Origin of the sequence: Halomonas koreensis, assembly GCF_031451675.1 — a bacterium.
In the GTDB taxonomy this organism is placed as follows: Bacteria; Pseudomonadota; Gammaproteobacteria; order Pseudomonadales; family Halomonadaceae; genus Halomonas; species Halomonas koreensis.
In genome coordinates this window covers 65,998-86,184 of sequence record NZ_JARWAK010000005.1, presented here as the reverse complement: position 1 = coordinate 86,184, position 20,187 = coordinate 65,998, and the positions used below count along the sequence as shown (strand labels likewise).

The 20,187-nt window shown below is 69.5% G+C and carries 14 protein-coding genes; 7 read left to right on the top strand and 7 right to left on the bottom strand.

The window, feature by feature from the left end; genetic code table 11:
- Positions 1–4: 4 nt before the first annotated feature.
- Entirely contained in the window at positions 5–2,407 is a 2,403-nt protein-coding gene (gene plsB / locus QC818_RS07645) for a glycerol-3-phosphate 1-O-acyltransferase PlsB (RefSeq protein ID WP_309652249.1), read from the bottom strand.
- A 127-nt stretch (positions 2,408–2,534) separates the two neighbouring features.
- Here plsB and QC818_RS07640 point away from each other — a divergent pair, with 127 nt between their 5' ends.
- Positions 2,535–3,656 (top strand): phospholipase D-like domain-containing protein, encoded by a 1,122-nt coding sequence (locus QC818_RS07640; protein WP_309652248.1) that lies wholly within the window; start codon positions 2,535–2,537, stop codon positions 3,654–3,656.
- A 137-nt stretch (positions 3,657–3,793) separates the two neighbouring features.
- Here the strand turns inward: QC818_RS07640 and QC818_RS07635 are convergent, their stop codons facing one another.
- Positions 3,794–4,444, bottom strand: a complete 651-nt coding sequence (locus QC818_RS07635; protein WP_309652247.1) for a YecA/YgfB family protein — start codon at positions 4,442–4,444, stop codon at positions 3,794–3,796.
- A 68-nt stretch (positions 4,445–4,512) separates the two neighbouring features.
- On the opposite strand from QC818_RS07635, the gene QC818_RS07630 reads away from it, so the two are divergent.
- The 3 genes from QC818_RS07630 to QC818_RS07620 all read left to right on the top strand — a co-directional run bounded on the left by QC818_RS07630 (position 4,513) and on the right by QC818_RS07620 (position 8,055).
- Positions 4,513–5,061 (top strand): SprT family zinc-dependent metalloprotease, encoded by a 549-nt coding sequence (locus QC818_RS07630; protein ID WP_309652246.1) that lies wholly within the window; start codon positions 4,513–4,515, stop codon positions 5,059–5,061.
- Positions 5,062–5,237: 176 nt separating this feature from the next.
- Positions 5,238–7,187, top strand: coding sequence for an acetate--CoA ligase (gene acs / locus QC818_RS07625; RefSeq protein WP_309652245.1), 1,950 nt, complete (start codon positions 5,238–5,240; stop codon positions 7,185–7,187).
- A 205-nt stretch (positions 7,188–7,392) separates the two neighbouring features.
- Positions 7,393–8,055: a response regulator transcription factor gene (locus tag QC818_RS07620; protein ID WP_309652244.1), complete on the top strand. Its 663-nt coding sequence runs from the start codon at positions 7,393–7,395 to the stop codon at positions 8,053–8,055.
- A gap of 149 nt (positions 8,056–8,204) precedes the next feature.
- Here the strand turns inward: QC818_RS07620 and QC818_RS07615 are convergent, their stop codons facing one another.
- The 4 genes from QC818_RS07615 to QC818_RS07600 all read right to left on the bottom strand — a co-directional run bounded on the left by QC818_RS07615 (position 8,205) and on the right by QC818_RS07600 (position 15,022).
- Positions 8,205–12,149, bottom strand: coding sequence for a hybrid sensor histidine kinase/response regulator (locus QC818_RS07615; protein ID WP_309652243.1), 3,945 nt, complete (start codon positions 12,147–12,149; stop codon positions 8,205–8,207).
- Positions 12,150–12,351: 202 nt separating this feature from the next.
- Positions 12,352–12,867: a hypothetical protein gene (locus QC818_RS07610; protein WP_309652242.1), complete on the bottom strand. Its 516-nt coding sequence runs from the start codon at positions 12,865–12,867 to the stop codon at positions 12,352–12,354.
- Positions 12,868–12,961: 94 nt separating this feature from the next.
- Positions 12,962–14,755 (bottom strand): sodium:solute symporter family protein, encoded by a 1,794-nt coding sequence (locus tag QC818_RS07605; protein ID WP_309652241.1) that lies wholly within the window; start codon positions 14,753–14,755, stop codon positions 12,962–12,964.
- A gap of 6 nt (positions 14,756–14,761) precedes the next feature.
- The gene (locus tag QC818_RS07600; protein WP_309652240.1) at positions 14,762–15,022 is read right to left on the bottom strand and encodes a DUF4212 domain-containing protein; all 261 of its coding nucleotides are present in this window, start codon (positions 15,020–15,022) and stop codon (positions 14,762–14,764) included.
- Between the two features lie 708 nt (positions 15,023–15,730).
- On the opposite strand from QC818_RS07600, the gene QC818_RS07595 reads away from it, so the two are divergent.
- The 3 genes from QC818_RS07595 (at position 15,731) to ttcA (ending at position 19,217) form a co-directional block, all read left to right on the top strand.
- Entirely contained in the window at positions 15,731–17,554 is a 1,824-nt protein-coding gene (locus QC818_RS07595; RefSeq protein WP_309652239.1) for a putative nucleotidyltransferase substrate binding domain-containing protein, read from the top strand.
- Positions 17,555–17,587: 33 nt separating this feature from the next.
- Positions 17,588–18,211 carry an exonuclease domain-containing protein gene (locus QC818_RS07590; protein ID WP_309652238.1) on the top strand — a complete coding sequence of 208 codons (624 nt, stop codon included), beginning with the start codon at positions 17,588–17,590 and terminating at the stop codon, positions 18,209–18,211.
- Between the two features lie 94 nt (positions 18,212–18,305).
- The gene (ttcA, locus tag QC818_RS07585) at positions 18,306–19,217 is read left to right on the top strand and encodes a tRNA 2-thiocytidine(32) synthetase TtcA (RefSeq protein WP_309652237.1); all 912 of its coding nucleotides are present in this window, start codon (positions 18,306–18,308) and stop codon (positions 19,215–19,217) included.
- Between the two features lie 220 nt (positions 19,218–19,437).
- Here ttcA and fnr read toward each other — a convergent pair whose 3' ends face one another.
- Entirely contained in the window at positions 19,438–20,181 is a 744-nt protein-coding gene (gene fnr / locus QC818_RS07580) for a fumarate/nitrate reduction transcriptional regulator Fnr (RefSeq protein ID WP_309652236.1), read from the bottom strand.
- Between the last annotated feature and the right edge of the window lie 6 nt (positions 20,182–20,187).

The window sequence follows — 20,187 nt, the reverse complement described above, 5'->3', positions numbered from 1 at the left end:
CCGCTCAGGCGGGGCGGCGGGCGATCACCCGCTCCAGGCGGTGGCGCAGCGCCGGGTCGAACAGCGCCTGGCCGCGCAGGGCCGCCTCGCGCAGCGCCGGGCCGTAGTGCAGGCGCTCCTCCCGTATCGTCACCCAGCCCTCGGCTCTCAGGCTCTCCACCAGGCCGTCGAACAGTCGCGCATCGAAGAACTCCGGGGTCTCCCGGCCGGTGAGTCGAGCCAGTCGCTCCGCCAGCTGGCGCGCGTGGTCGGCCAGAGCGGCGCGGTCGAAGTGGCCCGGCGCCTCGCCGAGCAGGGTGGCGAGCAGCAGGTAGGCCCGCTCCAGCGGCGGCTGCATCAGCCGCCCCAGCATACGCAGCTGTTCCTCCTCGACCAGGGCGTCCGTCCGCCGCCAGCCCCGCCCGTCGCCCACCAGCAGCCCGGCGCCGGCGAGGCGCGCCAGGACGCCGTCCAGGGCCTCGCCCAGATCGGGCATGGGCGGCAGGGCCAGTTCCCGCACCAGCAGTGGCCAGCCGGGGGCCAGCAGACGCTCCAGCGAGCCGCGGTCATGGCGCGGCTGGTGGCGGAAGGCGAAGGCGACCAGCCCCGCCAGGGCATAGAGGTGCAGGACATTGTTGCGGTACCAGGCCAGGCGGGCGGCCTGGTCGGCATCGACGCCGACCAGGTCGCCCAGCGGATGGGGGCGGTAGTCGACCAGCCCCAGGGCCCGAGCCCGGTCGATCCAGTCCCGGGGCGTGCCGGCCGGCAGGTCCTGCTGAGGGGCGCCGGGGGCGGGGCGATGCAGGTCGGCGAGTAGCGCCAGCTGGCGTTCCAGCAGCGCCGCCTCGATGGCGCCATGGGGGGTGGCCAGCATCCCCAGGGCGACCAGGTTGACCGGGTTGAGCGTCGCCGCGGCGTTGATGCGCCGGCACAGGGTCTCGCCGAGCCGGGTCACCGCCGCCCGCCGCCAGGCGGGCCTCGCCCGGCCGGCGTCGGCCCGCCAGCCCGGGTGCTCGCGGTCCAGGAAGGCCTCGAGGGACAACGGCTCGCCGACGTTCACCGCCACCCGGCCCTGGGGCTGGCGCAGCCGGCCGAGCGCGCGCAGCAGGGCCAGGGGGCTCTCCCGGCGCTTGGCCCCGCCGGCCAGCTCCTGCTGGTAGCTGGCCTCCTCGAGGATGCGCTCGTAGCCGAGGTAGACCGGCACGAAGGACAGCGGGCGGCCGCCGGGGCCGCGGCGCAGGAAGGAGTCCAGGGTCATGGCCAGCATGCCCGGGCGCGCCGGCAGCAGGCGGCCGCTGCGCGAGCGGCCGCCCTCGATGAAGTATTCCAGGCTGTGGCCCCGGGACAGCAGGCGGTGCAGGTACTCCTCGAAGACCCGCGCGTAGAGCGGCTGACCGCGGAAGCTGCGGCGCATGAAGAAGGCGCCGCCACGACGCAGCAGGGGGCCGACCAGCGGCATGTCCAGGTTGCGGCCGGCGGCGATATGCGGCGGCATCAGGCCCTCGGCGTAGAGCACGTGGGACAGCAGCAGGTAGTCGATATGGCTGCGGTGGCAGGGCACGTAGACCAGGGTGTGGTGCCCGGCCAGGGCCTTGACCCGGGCCAGGCCGCGGACCTCGATGCCGTCGTAGAGGCGGTGCCACACTCGCCCCAGTAGGCCGTCCAGGAAGCGCAGCACCGGATAGCTCATGCTGGCGGCGATCTCCCGGGCCTGCCGGTGAGCCCGGCGCCGCAGCCGCGCCCTGGCGCGGGCGTCGTCGCCGGCCAGCTCGCCGATGGCGCGTTCGACCTCGGGGCTCGCCACCACGCCGTCGATCAGGGTGCGACGATGGGACAGGTCCGGGCCGAGCACCCGGCCACGCACCCGGCGGAAATGCACCCTGAGCAGGCGCGCGGCCTTGCGCTCGAGGAGGGCCGCCTCGCGGCCGTCGGCCAGCTCGGAGAGGCGCAGCGGCGCGCCGAAGTGGACCTCCAGGTCGCGGCCGTTGAGCAGCACGGCGAGCGCCCGGCGCAGCCGGCCGGTGAAGCGCCAGCCGTCGGCGGCCAGCAGGTGCCAGAGGCCGAAGCGCTTGCCCGGGGCGCGGCCCCAGAAGACGCTGACCGGGATCAGCTGGGCGTCGTCGCCGGCCTCGAGCAGGCCGCGCAGGGGCGTGCGGCGCCGGCGGCGCGGCGAGGGCAGCGCCAGCAGGGCGTCGACCTCGCGATCCCCCAGGCGGTGGCGGGCCGCGGCGGAGGGCAGGCCGTCGCGTCCGGTCAGGTGCTCCAGCAGCAGGCGGTCGGAGAGGGCGGCGCGGGGCAGCACATAGAGCGTGGGCAGGTCGCGGGCCAGCGGCCGCGAGGCCGGGGGCGGCTCGATGCGCCGCACCCGGACCCAGGCGGCGAGCAGCCGGCGCAGCGGCGCACGCCATGTGCCGAGCGGGGAAGCCATGCAGTTGCCCCAGCGGTCGAGTGAGTCCCCAGTATACCGGGACGGGGCGCGCGGGGCAGGGCAGCGGCTTTTCCCGGGGCGGCAAACGTGCGTCAATGAGCCCAGTCATCGCGGCCAGGGAGGCGTCATGGACGGGATGTGGCGAGACGGCAATCATTTCGCGCTGCTGCCCGAGGCGGCGCGCTTCCTGCCGGCCATGTTCGAGGCGGTGGAGGGCGCGCGCCGCTCGGTGCTGGTCGAGCTCTACCTGATGGAATCCGGGCGCCTGGCCTCGGCGCTGATCGAGGCGCTCTGCCAGGCCGCGGCCCGCGGCGTCACGGTGATGCTGCTGCTCGACGGCTATGGCGCCATGGGGTTGTCCGGGGAGGATCGCCGTCGGCTCGAGGCGGGGGGCGTGGCCCTGCGCTGGTTCAATCCCCTGGGCCTGCACTCGCTGGCGCGCAACCTGACCCGGGATCACCGCAAGCTGGTGGTGGTGGACGGCGAGGTGGCCTTCACCGGCGGCTTCGGGGCGGTCGACGCCTTCCTGGAGGCCTGGTACGAGGTGGCCATGCGCATCGAAGGCCCGGTGGTGGCCGACTGGATGCGGCTGTTCTCGAGCCTGTGGGATTCGCCGATGAGCCGGGGGCCCGGCGAGGCTCACCTGGTGCACGCCCTGGCGGTGACGCCCCGCCGCCGGGACGACTATCGCGGCATGCGCGGGCGGGTGGTCTGGGGGCAGGGCTATCGCTACCAGGCCATCCGCCATTCGCTGCAGCGGCGGGTCCTCGCCGCGCGGCAGCGCATCTGGATCTGCACGCCCTACTTCGTGCCCACCCTCGGCCTGCGCCGGCGCCTGGCCCGGGCGGCGCGCCGCGGGGTGGAGGTCTGCCTGCTGCTGCCCGGCGACAGCCACGACCACCCGGGCATCCGCTATGCCGGGCAGCGCTTCTACGGCCGCCTGCTGCGCGCCGGGGTGCGCATCTACGAGTTCCAGCCCTCCTTCCTGCATGCCAAGATCACCCTGGCCGACGACTGGGTGAGCCTGGGCTCCTGCAACTTCGATCACTGGAGCCTGCAGTGGAACCTGGAGGCCAATCAGGAGGTGGACGACCCCCGGCTCGCCGCCGAGGTGGCCGAGCTGTTCCGCCGCAACCTGGAGGCCAGCCGCGAGATCGACCCCGCGGCCTGGGCGCGTCGACCGCGCCTGCAGCGGCTCAGGGAGTGGCTCTACGGCACCCTGGACGGGCTGCTGACGCGCCTACGCTGACGCGAGAACGCGGCTGCGCCGCTGAAGAGAGAAGATCGGCGCTTCGCGCCTGGAAGACGGAAGACAAGCACATAGCCTGTCTTCCCTCTTCCCTCTTCCCTCTTCCCTCTTCCCTCTTCCCTCTTCCCTCTTCCGTCTTACTTCTTGCGCTTGCCGCCCCGCCCGGCGGGCTTCTTGCGACGCGGCTTGGGCTTGGGCGCCTCCGGGGGCACCCGGTAGTGCAGGTAGAGGTCCAGCACCAGCTCCGGGAGCTGGGCCACCAGGCTCTCCAGGCGCTGGCCGTCGCTGGCCAGCTCGGCCATGTCCGGCTCCTCGGCGAACAGCCCCGAGAGCAGCATGAACGGCAGCAGCAGGGTGGCCGCGGCCTCCTCGTCCTCGGCGAACCAGGCGGCCTCGTCGAGGAAGACGCCCTCCATGAAGCCGGCGCACCAGTCGCCGATGGGCGTCTCCTCCGGGGCCAGGCCGCCGAGCTCCAGGTCGAAGGGAAGCTCCGGCAGGCCGCCGCCTTCCAGGACCTCCATGGCGTTGCCGCGCAGTCGCTCGAGCAGCGCCAGGATCGCCTCGCGCTCGGCGTCGTCGTCGAAGGCGGGCTCGCCGTGGAAGAGTTCCGCCACCCAGGTGGCGGGGGCCACGTCCCGGGGGGCCACGGCCAGGGCGACCAGGAAGCCGTGGGCCCCGATCAGGTCCAGGGCGTCGCCGTCGACCCGGTCGGACTCCAGGAAGTCGTCGAGCCGCTCCAGGGCCTCGTCGTCGAGCAGGGGGTGGGGCTGGGGCTTGTCGTCTGACATGTCTCTCACTCGCAGGTGTCTCGCGCGGGGCTTTACGCCGTCACAACGGGGCGCCATTCTAGCACCCCATGACGTCCCCCGCCTTGCCCGACCCCGATGCCCGCTGGCTGGCCGCCCTCGACCGGACGGCCAGCCAGCGGGTGCTGCGCGAGCGGGTCGAGGCGGCCTGGTCGCTGTGCCGCGAGGTCCACGACACCCTGCCGCGCCCGGCCGTGTGGCTGGACCTGCGCGGCAAGGCCGCCGGCCAGGCTCACTTCGGGCGCGGCGGGCTGCGCTTCAACCCGGTGCTCTACGACGAGAATCGCCATCCCTTCCTGGTCGAGGTGGTGCCCCACGAGATGGCCCACTGGCTGGTGCATCACCTCGCGGACGGGCACCGGGCCCGGCCCCACGGCCGCGAGTGGCGCACGGTCATGCGCGAGCTGTTCGGGATCGCCCCCCGCACCACCCACGCCTTCGATACCGCCCGGTCGAGCCCGGCGCCGCATCGCTACCGCTGCGCCTGCCGGGAGCATGCCTTCAGCGCCCGGCGCCATGCCCAGGCGCGCCGCGGACGGGCCTATCGCTGCCGCCACTGCGCTCAGACCTTGGTCTATCAGGGCTCGGTCGGTGTTTGAAAATGCCTCTTAAGGTATTGTTATAAAAAAGAAAATTGTTCATACCAATGTCTAAGGGGAAGGCGGGGCGTCGGGGGTTTATGCTGAACTCAGCTTAATGGCGCCGGCCGAGCCAACGACAATGACGACCGGCTTCATCAACCTGAAGGGGCCACCCCGAGGACAGAGGCAATTCCATGAGTGAGCAACCGCACCTGCATCCGGTACGCGAGGACTTCGCCGCCAAGGCTTGGGCCGACAAGGCGACCTACCAGGCCATGTACCAGCGCTCGCTGGATGATCCGGAAGGCTTCTGGGCCGAGCAGGCCGAGCGCCTCGACTGGTTCCAGGCACCCACCAGGATCAAGCACACCGTCTTCGATACCCATCAGGTCGACATCCGCTGGTTCGAGGACGGTCGTCTCAACGCCAGCGTCAACTGCCTGGATCGCCACCTGGCGACCCGCGGCGACCAGCCCGCCATCATCTGGGAGGGCGACGATCCCCAGGATTCCAAGACCCTGACCTATCGCCAGGTCTATGAGCGCACCTGCCAGCTGGCCAACGCCCTCAAGGCGCTGGGGGTCGGCAAGGGCGACACCGTCACCCTCTACATGCCGATGGTGCCCGAGGCCGCCATGGCGATGCTGGCCTGCGCCCGCATCGGCGCCATCCACTCGGTGGTGTTCGGCGGCTTCTCCCCGGACGCCCTGGCCCAGCGGGTCAAGGACGCCGGCTCGCGGGTGGTGATCACCGCCGACGAGTCGGTGCGCGGCGGCAAGCACGTCCCGCTCAAGGACAACGTCGACGCGGCCCTGACCCGCGACGGCACCGAGGTCGCCGAGAAGGTGCTGGTGGTGCAGCGCACCGGCGGCGACATCGACTGGAAGGACGGCCGTGACGTCTGGTTCCACGAGCTGGTCGACCAGCAGGCCACCGAGTGCCCGGCCGAGGAGATGAACGCCGAGGATCCGCTGTTCATCCTCTACACCTCCGGCTCCACCGGGGCGCCCAAGGGCCTCAAGCACACCACCGGCGGCTACCTGCTGCACGCCGCCCTGACCCACCAGTACGTCTTCGACTACCAGGACGGCGAGGTCTACTGGTGCACCGCCGACGTGGGCTGGGTGACCGGCCACAGCTACATCGTCTACGGTCCGCTGGCCAACGGCGCCACCACCCTGATGTTCGAGGGCGTGCCCAGCTACCCGACCAACGGCCGCATGGGCGAGGTGGTCGACAAGCACAAGGTCAACATCCTGTACACCGCGCCGACGGCGGTGCGCGCCCTGATGGCCCATGGCGACAACGTCATGGACTCCAGCTCCCGGGACAGCCTGCGCCTGCTGGGCTCGGTGGGCGAGCCCATCAACCCCGAAGCCTGGGAGTGGTTCTACCGGGTGATCGGCAAGGAGCGCTGCCCCATCGTCGACACCTGGTGGCAGACCGAGACCGGCGGCATCATGATCGCCCCGCTGCCCGGCGCCACCGACCTCAAGCCGGGCTCCGCCACCCTGCCGTTCTTCGGCGTGATGCCGGCCCTGGTCGACAACGAGGGCAACATCCTCGAGGGCGCCACCGACGGTAACCTGGTGATCCTGGATTCCTGGCCCGGCCAGGCGCGGACCATCTGGAACAACCACGAGCGCTTCATCCAGACCTACTTCTCCACCTACAAGGGGATGTACTTCACCGGTGACGGCTGCCGCCGCGACGAGGACGGCTACTACTGGATCACCGGCCGGGTCGACGACGTGCTCAATGTCTCCGGCCACCGCATGGGCACCGCCGAGATCGAGTCCTCGCTGGTGGCTCACGAGGCCGTGGCCGAGGCCGCCGTGGTGGGCTTCCCCCACGACATCAAGGGGCAGGGCATCTACATCTACGTGACCCTGGACGACGAGCACGAGCCCAGCGACGCGCTCAAGAAGGAGCTCACCCAGTGGGTGCGCAAGGACATCGGGCCGATCGCCTCGCCGGACGTCATCCAGTGGGCGCCGAGCCTGCCCAAGACGCGCTCGGGCAAGATCATGCGCCGCATCCTGCGCAAGATCGCCGCCAACGAGTGCGACGGCCTGGGCGACACCAGCACCCTGGCGGATCCGTCCGTGGTGGAGGATCTGATCGAGCATCGCGCCAACAAGTGATCGCTCGGGGCCGGCCGCACGGCCCCTGGTCAGGGACATTCCAGCCGGCCCGAGGGGCCGGCTTTTTTGTCCGCCGTGCCTCGCTGTCGACAATGCCGCTCGGGTGCTTGGGCATCGCCTCGGCCATGGGGTAACATGCCGTAAAAGACTAAAGCGTCCCGCAGGCGGCGGTCGGCCCCGCTGCTCCCGGAACCGGAGGAATACCATGGCCTTTGCCCAGAAATTCATCGTCGCCGATGACCATCCGCTGTTCCGCGCGGCCCTGACCCAGGCGCTGCGCCAGGTGGCACCCCAGGCCGAGATCGTCGAATCCGACACCATGGAGGCCACCACCGAGGTGGTGACCCGCCACCCGGACGCCGACCTTATCCTGCTGGACCTGCACATGCCCGGCGCCCATGGCTTCTCCGGCCTGATCCAGCTGCGCGGCCAGACGCCGGACATCCCGGTGGCGGTGATCTCCGGCAGCGACGAGCTGCACGTGGTGCGCCGCGCCATCGACTACGGCGCCTCCGGCTTCATCCCCAAGTCCTCGTCGCTGCCGCTGATCGCCGAGGCGGTGGGCGAGATCCTCGACGGCGAGGTGTGGCTGCCCGCCGAGATGGCCGACGCCCTGGGCGAGGCCGACGAGGAGGACAGCCGCTTCGCCGAGGCCATCGCCTCGCTGACCCCCCAGCAGTTCCGGGTCCTCAACATGCTCACCGAGGGGCTGCTCAACAAGCAGATCGCCTACGAGCTCAATGTCTCCGAGGCCACCATCAAGGCTCACGTGACCGCCATCCTGCGCAAGCTCGGCGTGCATTCCCGCACCCAGGCGGTGATCGCCGCCCAGAAGCTCGAGGTGGAGCCGCCCAAGGTCGAATCCTGAGCCGGCGGAGTCGGCTCAGTAGCTTGAAGCCATAAGCTTGAAGCTGGAAGAAAAACCGCCCCCATGGCCTTGCCGTGGGGGCGGTTTCATTTACGCTGCCTTCCAGCTTCCAGCTTCCAGCTTCCAGCTTCCAGCTTCCAGCTTCCAGCTTATTGCTCGCGAACGGCGCGGCTGGCCTGCAGGGTGCGGGTCAGCAGGGCACGCAGGGCGGCGGGGCGCACCGGCTTGAGCAGCAGCTGGTAGCCGGCGCGCTTGATCTCCTCGGCGACCTCCTCGGTGCGGTCGGCGGTGATCACGATGCCCGGCACCGGACCGTCCAGTCGCTCGGCGAGGGCTTCCATGGCCATCAGGCCGGTGACCTCGTTGTCCAGGTGGTAGTCGGCCAGTATCGCGTCCGGATCGGCGTCCAGATGGCGCAGCACCGACTTGGCCCCGCCGATGGAGGTGGCGGTGAAGACCTCGCAGCCCCAGCCGGAGAGCATCGCCTTCATGCCTTCGAGGATCAGCGACTCGTTGTCGATGCACAGGATGCGCTTGCCGGCCAGCTTGTTGCCGGCGCGCCGCGGCTTGGCCGCTTCCGGGGCGGCCTCCTGCCGGGCCGCCACCACCGGCACGCTGACCGCGAAGACGGTGCCCACGCCCTCCCAGGAGCGCACCCGGATGGGGTGATCCAGCACCCGGCTCATGCGGTCGGCGATCGACAGCCCCAGGCCCAGGCCCTTCTCGCTCTCCTTGTGCCGCGAGGCCTGGTCCAGCCGGCGGAACTCCTGGAAGATCTCGGCCTGCTTGGCCTCGGGGATGCCGGGGCCCGAGTCCCAGACCTCGATCGACAGCCGCTCGCCCCGCCGGCGGCAGCCCAGCAGCACCCGCCCCTCCTGGGTGTAGCGGATGGCGTTGGACAGGAAGTTCTGCACGATGCGCCTGAGCATCTGGGCGTCGCTGTCGACCCAGGCGCGGGTCGGCACCACCACCAGGTCCAGGCCGCGTTCCTCGGCCATCACCTCGAACTCGGCGCGCAGCGGCTGGAAGATTTCGGCCAGGGCGAAGTGGCTGCGCCGCGGGGTCAGGGCGCCGGCGTCGAGCTTGGAGATGTCGAGCAGGGTGCCGAGCAGCTCTTCGGCGGCCTGCAGCGAGTTGTCGATATGGCCGATGGTGCGGCGCATCTCCTCGGCCTGCATGTCCTGGGACAGCGCCGAGGTGAACAACCGGGCGGCGTTGAGCGGCTGCAGCAGGTCGTGGCTGGCCGCGGCCAGGAAGCGGGTCTTGGAGGCGTTGGCGTCCTCGGCGACCTGCTTGGCCTGGCGCAGGGCCTGCTCGGCCTCGGCCCGCACCCGGTTCTCCTGGCGCAGGGCGGCGTTTGCCTCAGACAGCGCCTGGGTGCGCTCGCGCACGCGCTCCTCCAGGGTCTCGTTGGTCTCCTGGAGGGCGATCTCGGCGCGCCGGCGCTCGGTGATGTCCTGGTAGAGGGCGAAGAAGCCCAGGATCGCGCCGCTGTCGCCGAAGTGCGGGGTGTAGGTGACCAGCATGTAGCGGATGCCCTCGGCGAGGGTGAGCGAGACCTCGAAGCTGACCCGCTCGCCGGCCAGGGCCCGGGCGATCCAGGGCTCGCGCTCCCGGGCCAGGGCCGCGGGGATCACCTCCTGGATGGGCTGGCCGATCACCGCGTGGCGATCGATGCCGAAGGCCTGCTCGTAGGCCCGGTTGGTGAAGAGGTAGCGGCGGTCCTTGTCGAAGTAGGCGATCAGCGCCGGCACGTTGTCGGTGTAGATGCGGATGTTGTTCTCCGAGCGGATCAGCGCCTCCTCGGTGCGCTTCTGCTGGGTGATGTCCTGGTAGGTGTAGACGAAGCCGCCGCCGGGCATGGGGTTGCCCTGGACCTCCAGCACGCTGCCGTCCTGGCGATAGCGCACGTAGCGGTGGGGCTGGCCGTCGCGGATGTTGTCGAGCAGCAGCTGGACGTGCTCCTCGGGGTCGCCGGGGCCGTACTCGCCGTTGTGGGCGTTGTAGCGGAAGATGCGGTCGACCGGGGCGCCGACCCGGATCAGGTGGTCGGGGAAGCGGAACAGTTCCAGGTAGCGCTGGTTCCAGACTACCAGGCGCAGGTGCTGGTCGACCACGCTGATGCCCTGGTTGATGTTCTCGATGGTGGCCTGGAGCAGGGCGCGGTTGAACTCCAGCACCTGGGAGGCCTCGTCGACGATCGAGATCACGTCGGAGATGCCGATCCCCCGGCCCTGCAGCGCCGAGTTGACGACGATGCGCGCCGAGGAGGCCCCCAGCACCGAGGCCAGGAAGCGCTCGGTGAACTGGATGACGTCGATCGAGGCCCGGGTGTTGTCGTCCAGCGGGGTGCCGGTGCGCCGGGCATAGTCGTCGAAGGCGCGGGCCACCTGGTCGGCGCCCAGGAAGCGCTCGCACAGCACCTTGAGGTCGCCCACCGTGGTGGCCCCGGTCCAGGGGCGATTCACCGAGGTCTGGCGGGTCTCGACGCTGTCGACGAACAGCGAGGCCTGGATGCGCTCCACCACCCGTTGGGGCGTCATCTGGGAGACGAAGATGTAGCTCACCAGGTTGACCCCCAGCGACAGCATCACGCCGTGGGTGAAGCCATCGCCGACGTTGAGGCCGAACAGCGCCGTGGGCGACAGCCAGCCGATGCCCAACGGCCCGCCGTCGAGCCAGGCCGCCGGCAGCACCCCGGCGGAGATCATCGCCGGCATCAGCAGGCTGTAGGCCCAGATGGCGAAGCCGGCGTTCATGCCGACGATCACCCCCAGGCGGTTGCCGCGCTTCCAGTAGAGGCCGCCGATCAGCGCCGGGGCGAACTGGGCGGCGGCGGCGAAGGACAGCATGCCGATGGCGGCGAGCGAGCTGAAGTCGCCGATCAGCTGGTAGGCGCCGTAGGCCAGGGCCAGGATCGCCGCGATGGTGATGCGTCGGGCGCGCAGCACCAGGCGGCCGTAGTCGCGGGCCTTGGTGTCGAACCAGCGCAGCCGGAACAGCGCGGGAATCACGATCTCGTTGGAGATCATGATCGACACCGCTACCGCGGCGACGATCACCATGCCGGTGGAGGCCGAGAAGCCGCCGATGAAGGTCAGCAGGGCCAGCCACTCGCTGCCCGCGGCCATGGGCAGGGCCAGCACGTAGCTGTCGGGATCGACGCTGCCGTCGGCGAACACCGTCAGGCCGGCGGCGGCCAGCGGCAGCACGAAGAAGGCGAAGGCCACCAGGTAGAGCGGGAACAGCCAGCGGGCCTTGGCGGCGTCGTCGCGGTGGGTGTTCTCCACCACCGCCACGTGGAACTGGCGGGGCAGGCAGAGGATCGCCAGCATCGCCAGCAGGGTCTGGGCCCAGAAGCTCTGGCCGAAGTCCTGCTGGGCCAGCTGGCGCTGCAGCTCGAGCTGGATGTCGGCGAAGGCCAGCAGGTCGCCGAGGCCGTCGAACATCCCCCAGGTGACGTAGGCGCCGAGGATCAGGAAGGCCGCCAGCTTGACCAGCGACTCGAAGGCCACGGCGTGGATCAGGCCCTCGTGGTGCTCGGTGGCGTCGGTGTGACGGGTGCCGAAGAGGATGGCGAAGGCCGCCATCACCAGCGCCACGTAGAAGGCGGTATCGCCGAACAGCGGCGCCCGGGTGATGTCCGAGGCATCGGTCAGCACGCTGAAGGAGGTGGCCACCGCCTTCAGCTGCAGCACGATGTAGGGCAGGGTGCCGATCAATGCCACCAGGCTGGCGAAGGCCGCCAGCGACTGGGTCTTGCCGTAGCGCGAGGCGATGAAGTCGGCGATGGAGGTGACGTTCTGGTGCTTGGCGACGCGGATCATCTTGGCCAGCACCGGCCAGAACAGCAGCAGCGTGAGGATGGGGCCGACGAAGATGCTGGCGAAGGACCAGCCCGAGGTGGCGGCCTGGCCCACGGCGCCGTGGAAGGTCCAGGAGGTGCAGTAGATGGCCAGCGCCAGGCTGTAGATCACCGGCCGCCGGCGGCTGGCGCCGTGGAGGCGCGCCAGGCGGTCGCCGCGCCAGGCGATGGCGAACAGCACGGCGATATACAGCAGCGAAACGGCGATCAGCAGCCAGCCAGCGAACATGAGCTTCTCCCTCGGGTTCCCGTCCATTCTAAGGCCAGGCGGGATGCTGTCCATGCTCGGTGGAGAGGATGCCGGGGATGCGGCGGGCGGCGATGTGGTGCGAGGCCGATCCGTCGACAAGCCCGGGCGCCTCGCCCCTGACGCAGGCGCTCCGCCTCGGCTTGTCCACGGCGCCTCGCCGCATACTCCGTCGGGTTGGCGTTCAGGCGCCGGGGCAGAGCGCCTCGCGCAGCGGGTCGCCGTCGTCGAGCCGGCGCAGGGTCTCGGTCTGCGGGCGGCCGCTCTCGCCGTCGAGCGGCACCAGCTCGCCGGTGGCGCAGTTCAGCAGGTGGGGGCGATGCTCGAGCCGGTCGGCCGCCCCCATCTCGAAGCGGTAGAGGATGAACTCGACCAGCGGCTGGCCGTCGGCGCGGGAACGGGACAGGCCGTCCTCGTCGATCACCGTGAAGGCCGTGGTCAGCGGGAAGGCATAGGTCCAGGGGCGCCAGAAGGCGGGGCGCTGCTCGCTGGCGACCACCCGGGCCGAGTCCGGCAGTTGGGTGCGCTTGTGATCGAACCAGGTGTACTCGTGGTGGATCTGGTAGCCGAGCATGCCGAGCCCGGCGAACACCGGGACGATCCAGCGAGGCAGTCGGCCCCGGCTCAGGGTGCGCAGCAGCAGGCCGATGCCCGCCGCGCCCAGTCCGGCGAAGATCGCCGCAATCAAGTGCCAAATCATGAGGGGCTTCCTGACGACCATCGGGCTTCCCGTGGGAAGCCCGATGCGTGGGGTTGGGGCCGGCGACGCGGGGACGCCGGCAGGTGATTATGGCTCAGTGGTCGGTGGCCATGCCAGCGCCCTTCGGGTAGCGCACGCTCTCGACCAGGTCCTGGATCTCCTTGGGCGGCGCATCGGTCGCCTTGGAGACGCCGAAGGCCACGGCGAAGTTGATGATCGCGCCGATCGCGCCGATGGACAGCGGCGAGATGCCCAGCACCCAGTTCTCCGGGATGTCCGCCAGGTTGTTGGTGCCCGGGATGAAGAACCAGCCCTTGTAGACGAAGATGTACACCAGGGTGAAGGCCAGGCCGGTGAGCATGCCGGCGATGGCGCCCTTGTTGTTCACCCGCTTGGAGAAGATCCCCATCATCAGCGCCGGGAACAGCGAGGCGCCGGCGATGCCGAAGGCCAGTGCCACCACCTGGGCGGCGAAGCCCGGCGGGTTGGCCCCCAGGTAGGTGGCCACGATGATGGCGACGGTCATGGAGATCCGCGCCGCCATCAGCTCGCCCTTCTCGGAGATGTTGGGGTTGATCGAGCCCTTGATCAGGTCATGGCTGATCGCCGAGGAGATCGCCAGCAGCAGGCCCGCCGCGGTGGACAGCGCCGCCGCCAGACCGCCGGCGGCGATCAGGCCGATGACCCAGCCGGGCAGGTTGGCGATCTCGGGGTTGGCCAGCACCAGGATGTCGTTGTTGACCGAGAGCTCGTTGCCTTCCCAGCCACGCGCCTCGGCGGTCGGGGCGAAGGCCTCGGTGTCGTTGTAGATCTGGATGCGACCGTCGCCGTTCTTGTCCTCGTACTGGATCAGGCCGGTCTCTTCCCAGGTGCGGATCCAGCTGGGGCGCTCCTCGTAGAGGATCGGGTTGGTGGTGGCGTCCGCGACGTTCTCCACCTGCCCGGCCATGTCGGGATAGACGGTGGTCGCGATGTTGAGGCGCGCCATGGAGGCCACGGCCGGCGCGGTCAGGTACAGCAGGCCGATGAACACCAGGGCCCAGCCGGCGGACCAGCGCGCGTCGGCGACCTTGGGCACGGTGAAGAAGCGGATGATGACGTGGGGCAGGCCGGCGGTGCCGATCATCAGCGACAGGGTGAACAGCACCATGTTCAGCTTGTTGTCGACGTCCGCGGTGTACTCGTTGAAGCCCAGCGCGGTGACCACCTCGTTGAGCTTGGCCAGCAGCGGCATGCCGGATTCGCTGTGCTCGGAGAACAGGCCCAGCGCCGGAATCGGGTTGCCGGTCAGCTCCAGGGAGATGAACACCGCCGGGATGGTGTAGGCGATGATCAGCACGATGTACTGGGCCACCTGGGTGTAGGTGATGCCCTTCATGCCACCCAGCACGGAGTAGAAGAAGATCACCACGGCGGCGATGATCAGGCCGGTGGTGGCGTCGACTTCCAGGAAGCGCGAGAAGGCCACCCCGGCGCCGGCCATCTGGCCGATGACGTAGGTCACCGAGGCCACGATCAGGCAGATCACCGCGACCATGCGCGCCTGCTTGCTGTAGAAGCGGTCACCGATGAACTCCGGCACGGTGAACTTGCCGAACTTGCGCAGGTAGGGCGCCAGCAGCATGGCCAGCAGCACGTAGCCGCCGGTCCAGCCCATCAGGAAGGTGGAGTTGGCGTAGCCGCCGGCCGCGATCAGGCCGGCCATGGAGATGAAGGAGGCGGCGGACATCCAGTCGGCGCCGATGGCCATGCCGTTGGTGATCGGGTGCACCCCGCCGCCGGCGACGTAGAAGTCCTTGGTGGAGCCGGCCTTCGCCCAGATGGCGATGCCGATGTAGAGGGCGAAGGAGGCCCCCACGAAAAGGACGTTGATGGCGAATTGACTCATGCTGGCTTACTCCCCGAGCCCGAATTGCTTGTCCAGCCGGTTCATCTTCCAGGCGTAGAAGAAGATCAGGCCGATGAAGGTCAGGATGGAGCCCTGCTGGGCGAACCAGAAGCCCAGGTCGGTACCGCCCACGGGAATGCCCGCCAGCAGCGGGCGCAGCAGGATGGCGCAGCCGTAGGACACGGCCGCCCAGACCACCAGGCAACCGGCGATCAGTCGCAGGTTTGCCGCCCAGTAGGCTTCGGCATTGGGGTTCTCTTCTGCCATGGCGTTGCTCTCCACTTGTTGTTGGGATCGGGAAGTCACATCGAGGTCACCGCAAGGGCTTCCCCCGACCGGCAGACCGTTCTGCGCAAAGGTGGTGGGTGGCGGGCGTTCGAGAAGCGATCCGTCATGCGGCCGCCTTTCGGCGGGGCTTGGCGTTCGGCCGGCACTGGCCGACGGTCGTTCCCGGGTCCGGGTCACCCTCCTTGTGCTTGTTGTATGGCCTCGTCATCAGGCGAGAGAGGTCGCTCGCCTCGCCTGGGTAATGCTGGTCAACAATGCCCGAAAAAACATCGCAGACTTTCGTATCATTAGCGGAAAACGCAATCAAACGGATGTAAGTTGTTTTTTATAAACAATGGTTTGTGAGACTTATGAAGGATAGGTGCCGGGAGGAGGTCGCGAAGGTTTGACGATCGTCTATGTCGGTTATCGGCGAGGTTGATGACCCGGGAGGCGCGGTTTTGACCTTGGTATGCCGCCGAAAGTCGAAGCGGCTTGTCGCCGGGAGAATCCGCATGGGACCTTGGTCGCAATGGGCGGAGCGGGTGGCGAAGCCGAGGGCGTCACCTTGAACCATGGTCTAGATTCTTGACCGGGGGCGGGCTTTGCTACTCTGCCATTGATCCTTCGGTTCCGTACCCTGCCGTCGGCCGCGTGTCGCGGTCGGCGCATGCCGGTACGGGCCCCTCCCGACACGAGGACCTCGCCATGGTCGACGTCGATCTCTCCCAGCCGCCCTTCAGCTTCCTCGACGAGGCTGGGCGCGATCGGGTGCGTCACGGGATCGATCTCGCCTACTTCGATCGCGACGAGATCATCCTCGAGGCCGGCCAGGACGGCGAGTACGTCTACCTCATCCACAAGGGAGAGGTGGCCGAGCTGGACGCCACCCAGCCGGGCAGCCGCGAGCGCATCGGGCACTACACCGGCGGCGACCTGTTCGGCGCGATCAGCGTGCTCAACGGCAAGAGCCGCTATCGCTTCCGGGCCGAGGAGGAGACCCTCTGCTATCTCATGCCCGGCGCGCTCTTCCTGCGGCTGTGCGATGACTACCCGGCCTTCGCCGAGTTCTTCCGCCAGCGCCTGGCCCACAAGGCCCGGCTGCTGACCGAGCAGCGCGCCGCCGGAGGGGTGACCATGGCCGGCTTCATGCTGGCGCGGGTCGAGGAGTGCATGCGTCCGCCGCTGTGCCTGCCGGGGTCGGCCACCGTCGCCGAGGCGGTGCGTACCCTGCACGACGGCCATGCCGACAGCCTGCTGGTGCGCGGCGAGGCGGGGCCGGGCATGATCACCAAGACCGATCTGCTCGACGCCCTGGTGCTCGCCGGGAAGCCCCAGGACGCCGTGCTGTCGGACCTAGCGCACTTCTCGCTGATCACGGCCCGGCCCGACCAGTATCTCTTCGAGGTGCTGGTGCTGATGACCCGTCATCGGGTCGAGCGCGTCGTGGTGATGGACGACGGGGCCCCGAGCGGGGTGGTCGAGCTCACCGACGTGCTCAGCTACTTCTCCAGCCGCAGCTATGTGGTCAGCCTGCAGGTGGAGCAGGCCGAGGACCTGGAGGCCCTGGCCGCCGCCAGCCGCCGCACCCCGGAGCTGGTGCGGGCGCTGATGGCTCAGGGCGTCAAGCTGCGCTTCGCCATGGGCCTGCTGGCGGCGCTGAACGGCCGCATCATCCACAAGGCCTGGAGCTTCCGGATCGACGAGCGCTATCGCCGCGACAGCTGCCTGATGGTGATGGGCAGCGAGGGGCGCGGCGAGCAGATCCTCAAGACCGACCAGGACAACGGCCTGATCCTCGACGACGCCCTGGACTGGCCCGACTGCGCCGAGCAGATGCAGGCGTTCACCGAGACCCTGGTGGCCCTGGGCTATCCGCGCTGTCCCGGCGACATCATGGTCTCCAATCCCGACTGGGTGGGCACGGTGAGCCAGTGGAAGGCGCGGATCGCGCGCTGGCTGGAGCGCCGCGACGGCGACAGCCTGATGAAGCTGGCGATCATGCTCGATGCCCATGCCGTGGCCGGCGCCCCGGCCCTGCTCGAGCGGGTCCGGGAGGCCCTGTTCGAGGCGGCCTCCGGCGACGAGCTGCTGCTGTCCTACTTCGCCCGGCCGGCGCTGCACTTCTCCACCCCGCTGACCCTGTTCGGCTCCCTGAAGAAGCCCCAGCACGGCATCGACATCAAGAAGGGCGGCATCTTCCCCATCGTCCACGGCGTGCGGGTGATGGCCCTGGAGCGGCGGATCGCCGCCACCGGGACCCTCGACCGCCTGGATGCGCTGGTCGAGGACGGCCGGCTGGAGGCACGTTTCGCCGAGGACCTGGGCGAGGCGCTGTCGCTGTTCACCGAGCTGCGTCTCAAGCAGCAGGTGGCCCGCCTCGACGGCACCGGCCAGCAGGCGGACGACCCGGATCGCGTCGTGGTCCAGGAGCTGTCGTCCCTGGAGCGCGATCTGCTGCGTGAGGCGCTGCATATCGTCAAGGACTTCAAGCAGCGACTGTCTCATCGCTATCACCTCGAATACTCGTGAGGGCCCCGTCCCCGCCAAGCTGAGGAGGCTCGGATGCTCAAGACCCTGCGCCGGGTGGTGGATCGCCACCGCCATGCCCATGGCCGCTACGGCTGGCTCTTCCGCCCCTACACGGGGGAGGAGATGGTGGCGATCGCGGTGCAGGCGAGCGGGCCGGATCCTCGCCACGCCGAGCCGCTGGCCATCGCCGCGGTGCGCCTGCGCGGGGACCGGGTGCTGACCAGCGAGTCCCTGGAGCTGCGGCTGGCGCGCCCGGAGACGCTGGCCGGGGACGCCGTGCGTCATCATGGCCTGCGCGGCATCGACCTGGACGAGGGCCTGGCGATGGACGAGGCCCTGGGCCGGCTGCTGGAGTTCGTCGGCAACCGGCCGCTGGTCGGCTGGCGGCTGGATCGCGACCTGGCGCTGCTCAACCGCATGCTGCGTCGCCACCTCGGCTTCGCGCTGCCCAACGCCGGCATCGACCTGGCTCAGCGCTACCAGCGCCGACAGCGGCATCAGCATCCCCACTTCATGTCCTCGCCGCGCTTCGACGAGGTCGCCGAGCGTCTCGGCGTGCCGCTGATGGGGCGCCAGAGCGCCCTGGGCAAGGCGGTGACCACGGCCCTGATGCAGCTGCGCATGGCGCGTCGGGCCGAGCTGCCCCTGAGCGGCTGAGAGCCCCGGCTGGCGCGGCCTGCATCGCCAGTGCCGGACGAGGGTGGTAGGATGGGCGGCCGTTCATTCCCGATGCCCTGGCAGTGCCCCGACCATGCAAGACGCCATGATGTTCGATCCCCGTCCCGCCGAGGACGCGCCCCCCGCCGAGACGTCGGCCTCCGCGACCGCTGGCCCGGACGCCAAGGCCAAGCGCGAGTTCAACAAGCTGCAGAAGCGCCTGCGGCGCCAGGTCGGCAACGCCATCATCGACTTCGGCATGATCCGCGACGGCGACAAGGTGATGGTCTGTCTGTCCGGCGGCAAGGACAGCTACACCATGCTCGAGATCCTGCGCAGCCTGCAGCGCAACGCCCCGGTGGACTTCTCGCTGGTGGCGGTCAACCTGGATCAGAAGCAACCCGGCTTTCCCGAGCACGTGCTGCCCGAGTACCTGGACGGCATCGGCGTGGACTACCACATCCTCGAGCGCGACACCTACTCGGTGGTCAAGGAGAAGACCCCGGAGGGCAAGACCACCTGCGCGCTGTGTTCGCGGCTGCGGCGCGGCTCCCTCTACGGCTACGCCGAGGAGATCGGCGCCACCAAGATCGCCCTGGGCCACCACCGCGAGGACATCCTCGAGACGCTGTTCCTCAACATGTTCTACGGCGGCAGCCTCAAGTCGATGCCGCCCAAGCTGCTCTCCGACGACGGCAAGAACATCGTCATCCGGCCGCTGGCCTACTGCCGGGAGGCGGACATCGCCGAGTTCGCCCGGCAGATGGCCTTCCCGATCATTCCCTGCAACCTGTGCGGCTCCCAGCCGAACCTCCAGCGCCAGGTGGTCAAGGAGATGCTGGCCGAGTGGGAGGCCAAGCACCCGGGGCGGCTCGAGAGCATGTTCAAGGCGGTGACCAACGTCGCGCCGTCCCAGCTGGCCGACCGCGAGCTGTTCGACTTCGCCGGCCTCGAGGACAAGCAGGCGCGCCTGCAGGCCGACCGCATCGAGCTCCATAACGAGTAGCCGTAAGCCATAAGCTTGAAGCTGGAAGTCTCCGGCTTCGCCGGGAAGTTGGAAGGTCGTACGCTGCGCGGACCTAAGCCGGAAGCAAAACCGCCCCTAGGCTTTTGCCATAGGGGCGGTTCGGTTTACGCTGCCTTCCAGCTTCCAGCTTCCAGCTTCCAGCTTCCAGCTTCCAGCTTCCAGCTTCCAGCTTCCAGCTTCCAGCTCACGCGATAGCGTGTCAGCGGCAGCCTTCCTCCTCGGCCAGCTCGACCAGGGCATCCAGGTCGAGGATGTTGACCTCGCGCCCCGACACGGCCACCAAGCCCTGCTGCTGGAAGCGGCTCAGGATACGGCTGACCGTCTCCACCGCCAGGCCCAGGTAGTTGCCGATGTCCGCCCGGGACATGGAGAGCCGGAAGCTGTAGGGGGAGTAGCCGCGGCGCCGGAAGCGGTCGGAGAGGCTGGCGAAGAAGGTGGCCAGTCGCTGATCGGCGGTCTTGCGCGACAGCAGGCGCATCATGCGGCGGTCGTCGCGCATCTCCTTGCTCATGCTGCGGTACAGCTGGTTGCGAAGCTCCGGCAGGCGCTCCGAGAGGGCGTCCAGGCGATCGAAGGGGATCTCGCAGACCGTGGTGGTCTCCAGGGCGATCACCGACCCCGGGTAGGTCGTCTCGTCGATGCCGTCGAGGCCCACCAGCTCGCTGGGCAGGTAGAAGTTGGTGAGCTGGTCGGCCCCGCTGCCCTCGCTGGTGACCTGCTTGAGGCTGCCCGAGCGCACCGCGTAGACGCTGGTGAAGGGGCTGCCCTGCCGGAACAGCGACTCGCCCTTCTTGAGCGGCGCGCGGCGGCGGATGATGGCGTCGAACTGATCCATGTCCTCGAGCTCGAGGGCCAGGGGCAGGCACAGCGAGCTCAGGCTGCACGTCCGGCAGCGGGTCTCGTTCAACAGCGAACGTCGCCGGCCGGCTGCGGTATCGGCCATGGTGTC

Coding starts and splice junctions, on each gene's coding strand:
- ttcA (WP_309652237.1), top strand. CDS start 18,306: ATGCAAGACGCCATGATGTTCGATCCCCGTCCCGCCGAGGACGCGCCC.
- fnr (WP_309652236.1), bottom strand. CDS start 20,181: ATGGCCGATACCGCAGCCGGCCGGCGACGTTCGCTGTTGAACGAGACC.
- plsB (WP_309652249.1), bottom strand. CDS start 2,407: ATGGCTTCCCCGCTCGGCACATGGCGTGCGCCGCTGCGCCGGCTGCTC.
- QC818_RS07640 (WP_309652248.1), top strand. CDS start 2,535: ATGGACGGGATGTGGCGAGACGGCAATCATTTCGCGCTGCTGCCCGAG.
- acs (WP_309652245.1), top strand. CDS start 5,238: ATGAGTGAGCAACCGCACCTGCATCCGGTACGCGAGGACTTCGCCGCC.
- QC818_RS07615 (WP_309652243.1), bottom strand. CDS start 12,149: ATGTTCGCTGGCTGGCTGCTGATCGCCGTTTCGCTGCTGTATATCGCC.
- QC818_RS07620 (WP_309652244.1), top strand. CDS start 7,393: ATGGCCTTTGCCCAGAAATTCATCGTCGCCGATGACCATCCGCTGTTC.
- QC818_RS07595 (WP_309652239.1), top strand. CDS start 15,731: ATGGTCGACGTCGATCTCTCCCAGCCGCCCTTCAGCTTCCTCGACGAG.
- QC818_RS07635 (WP_309652247.1), bottom strand. CDS start 4,444: ATGTCAGACGACAAGCCCCAGCCCCACCCCCTGCTCGACGACGAGGCC.
- QC818_RS07610 (WP_309652242.1), bottom strand. CDS start 12,867: ATGATTTGGCACTTGATTGCGGCGATCTTCGCCGGACTGGGCGCGGCG.
- QC818_RS07600 (WP_309652240.1), bottom strand. CDS start 15,022: ATGGCAGAAGAGAACCCCAATGCCGAAGCCTACTGGGCGGCAAACCTG.
- QC818_RS07630 (WP_309652246.1), top strand. CDS start 4,513: ATGACGTCCCCCGCCTTGCCCGACCCCGATGCCCGCTGGCTGGCCGCC.
- QC818_RS07605 (WP_309652241.1), bottom strand. CDS start 14,755: ATGAGTCAATTCGCCATCAACGTCCTTTTCGTGGGGGCCTCCTTCGCC.
- QC818_RS07590 (WP_309652238.1), top strand. CDS start 17,588: ATGCTCAAGACCCTGCGCCGGGTGGTGGATCGCCACCGCCATGCCCAT.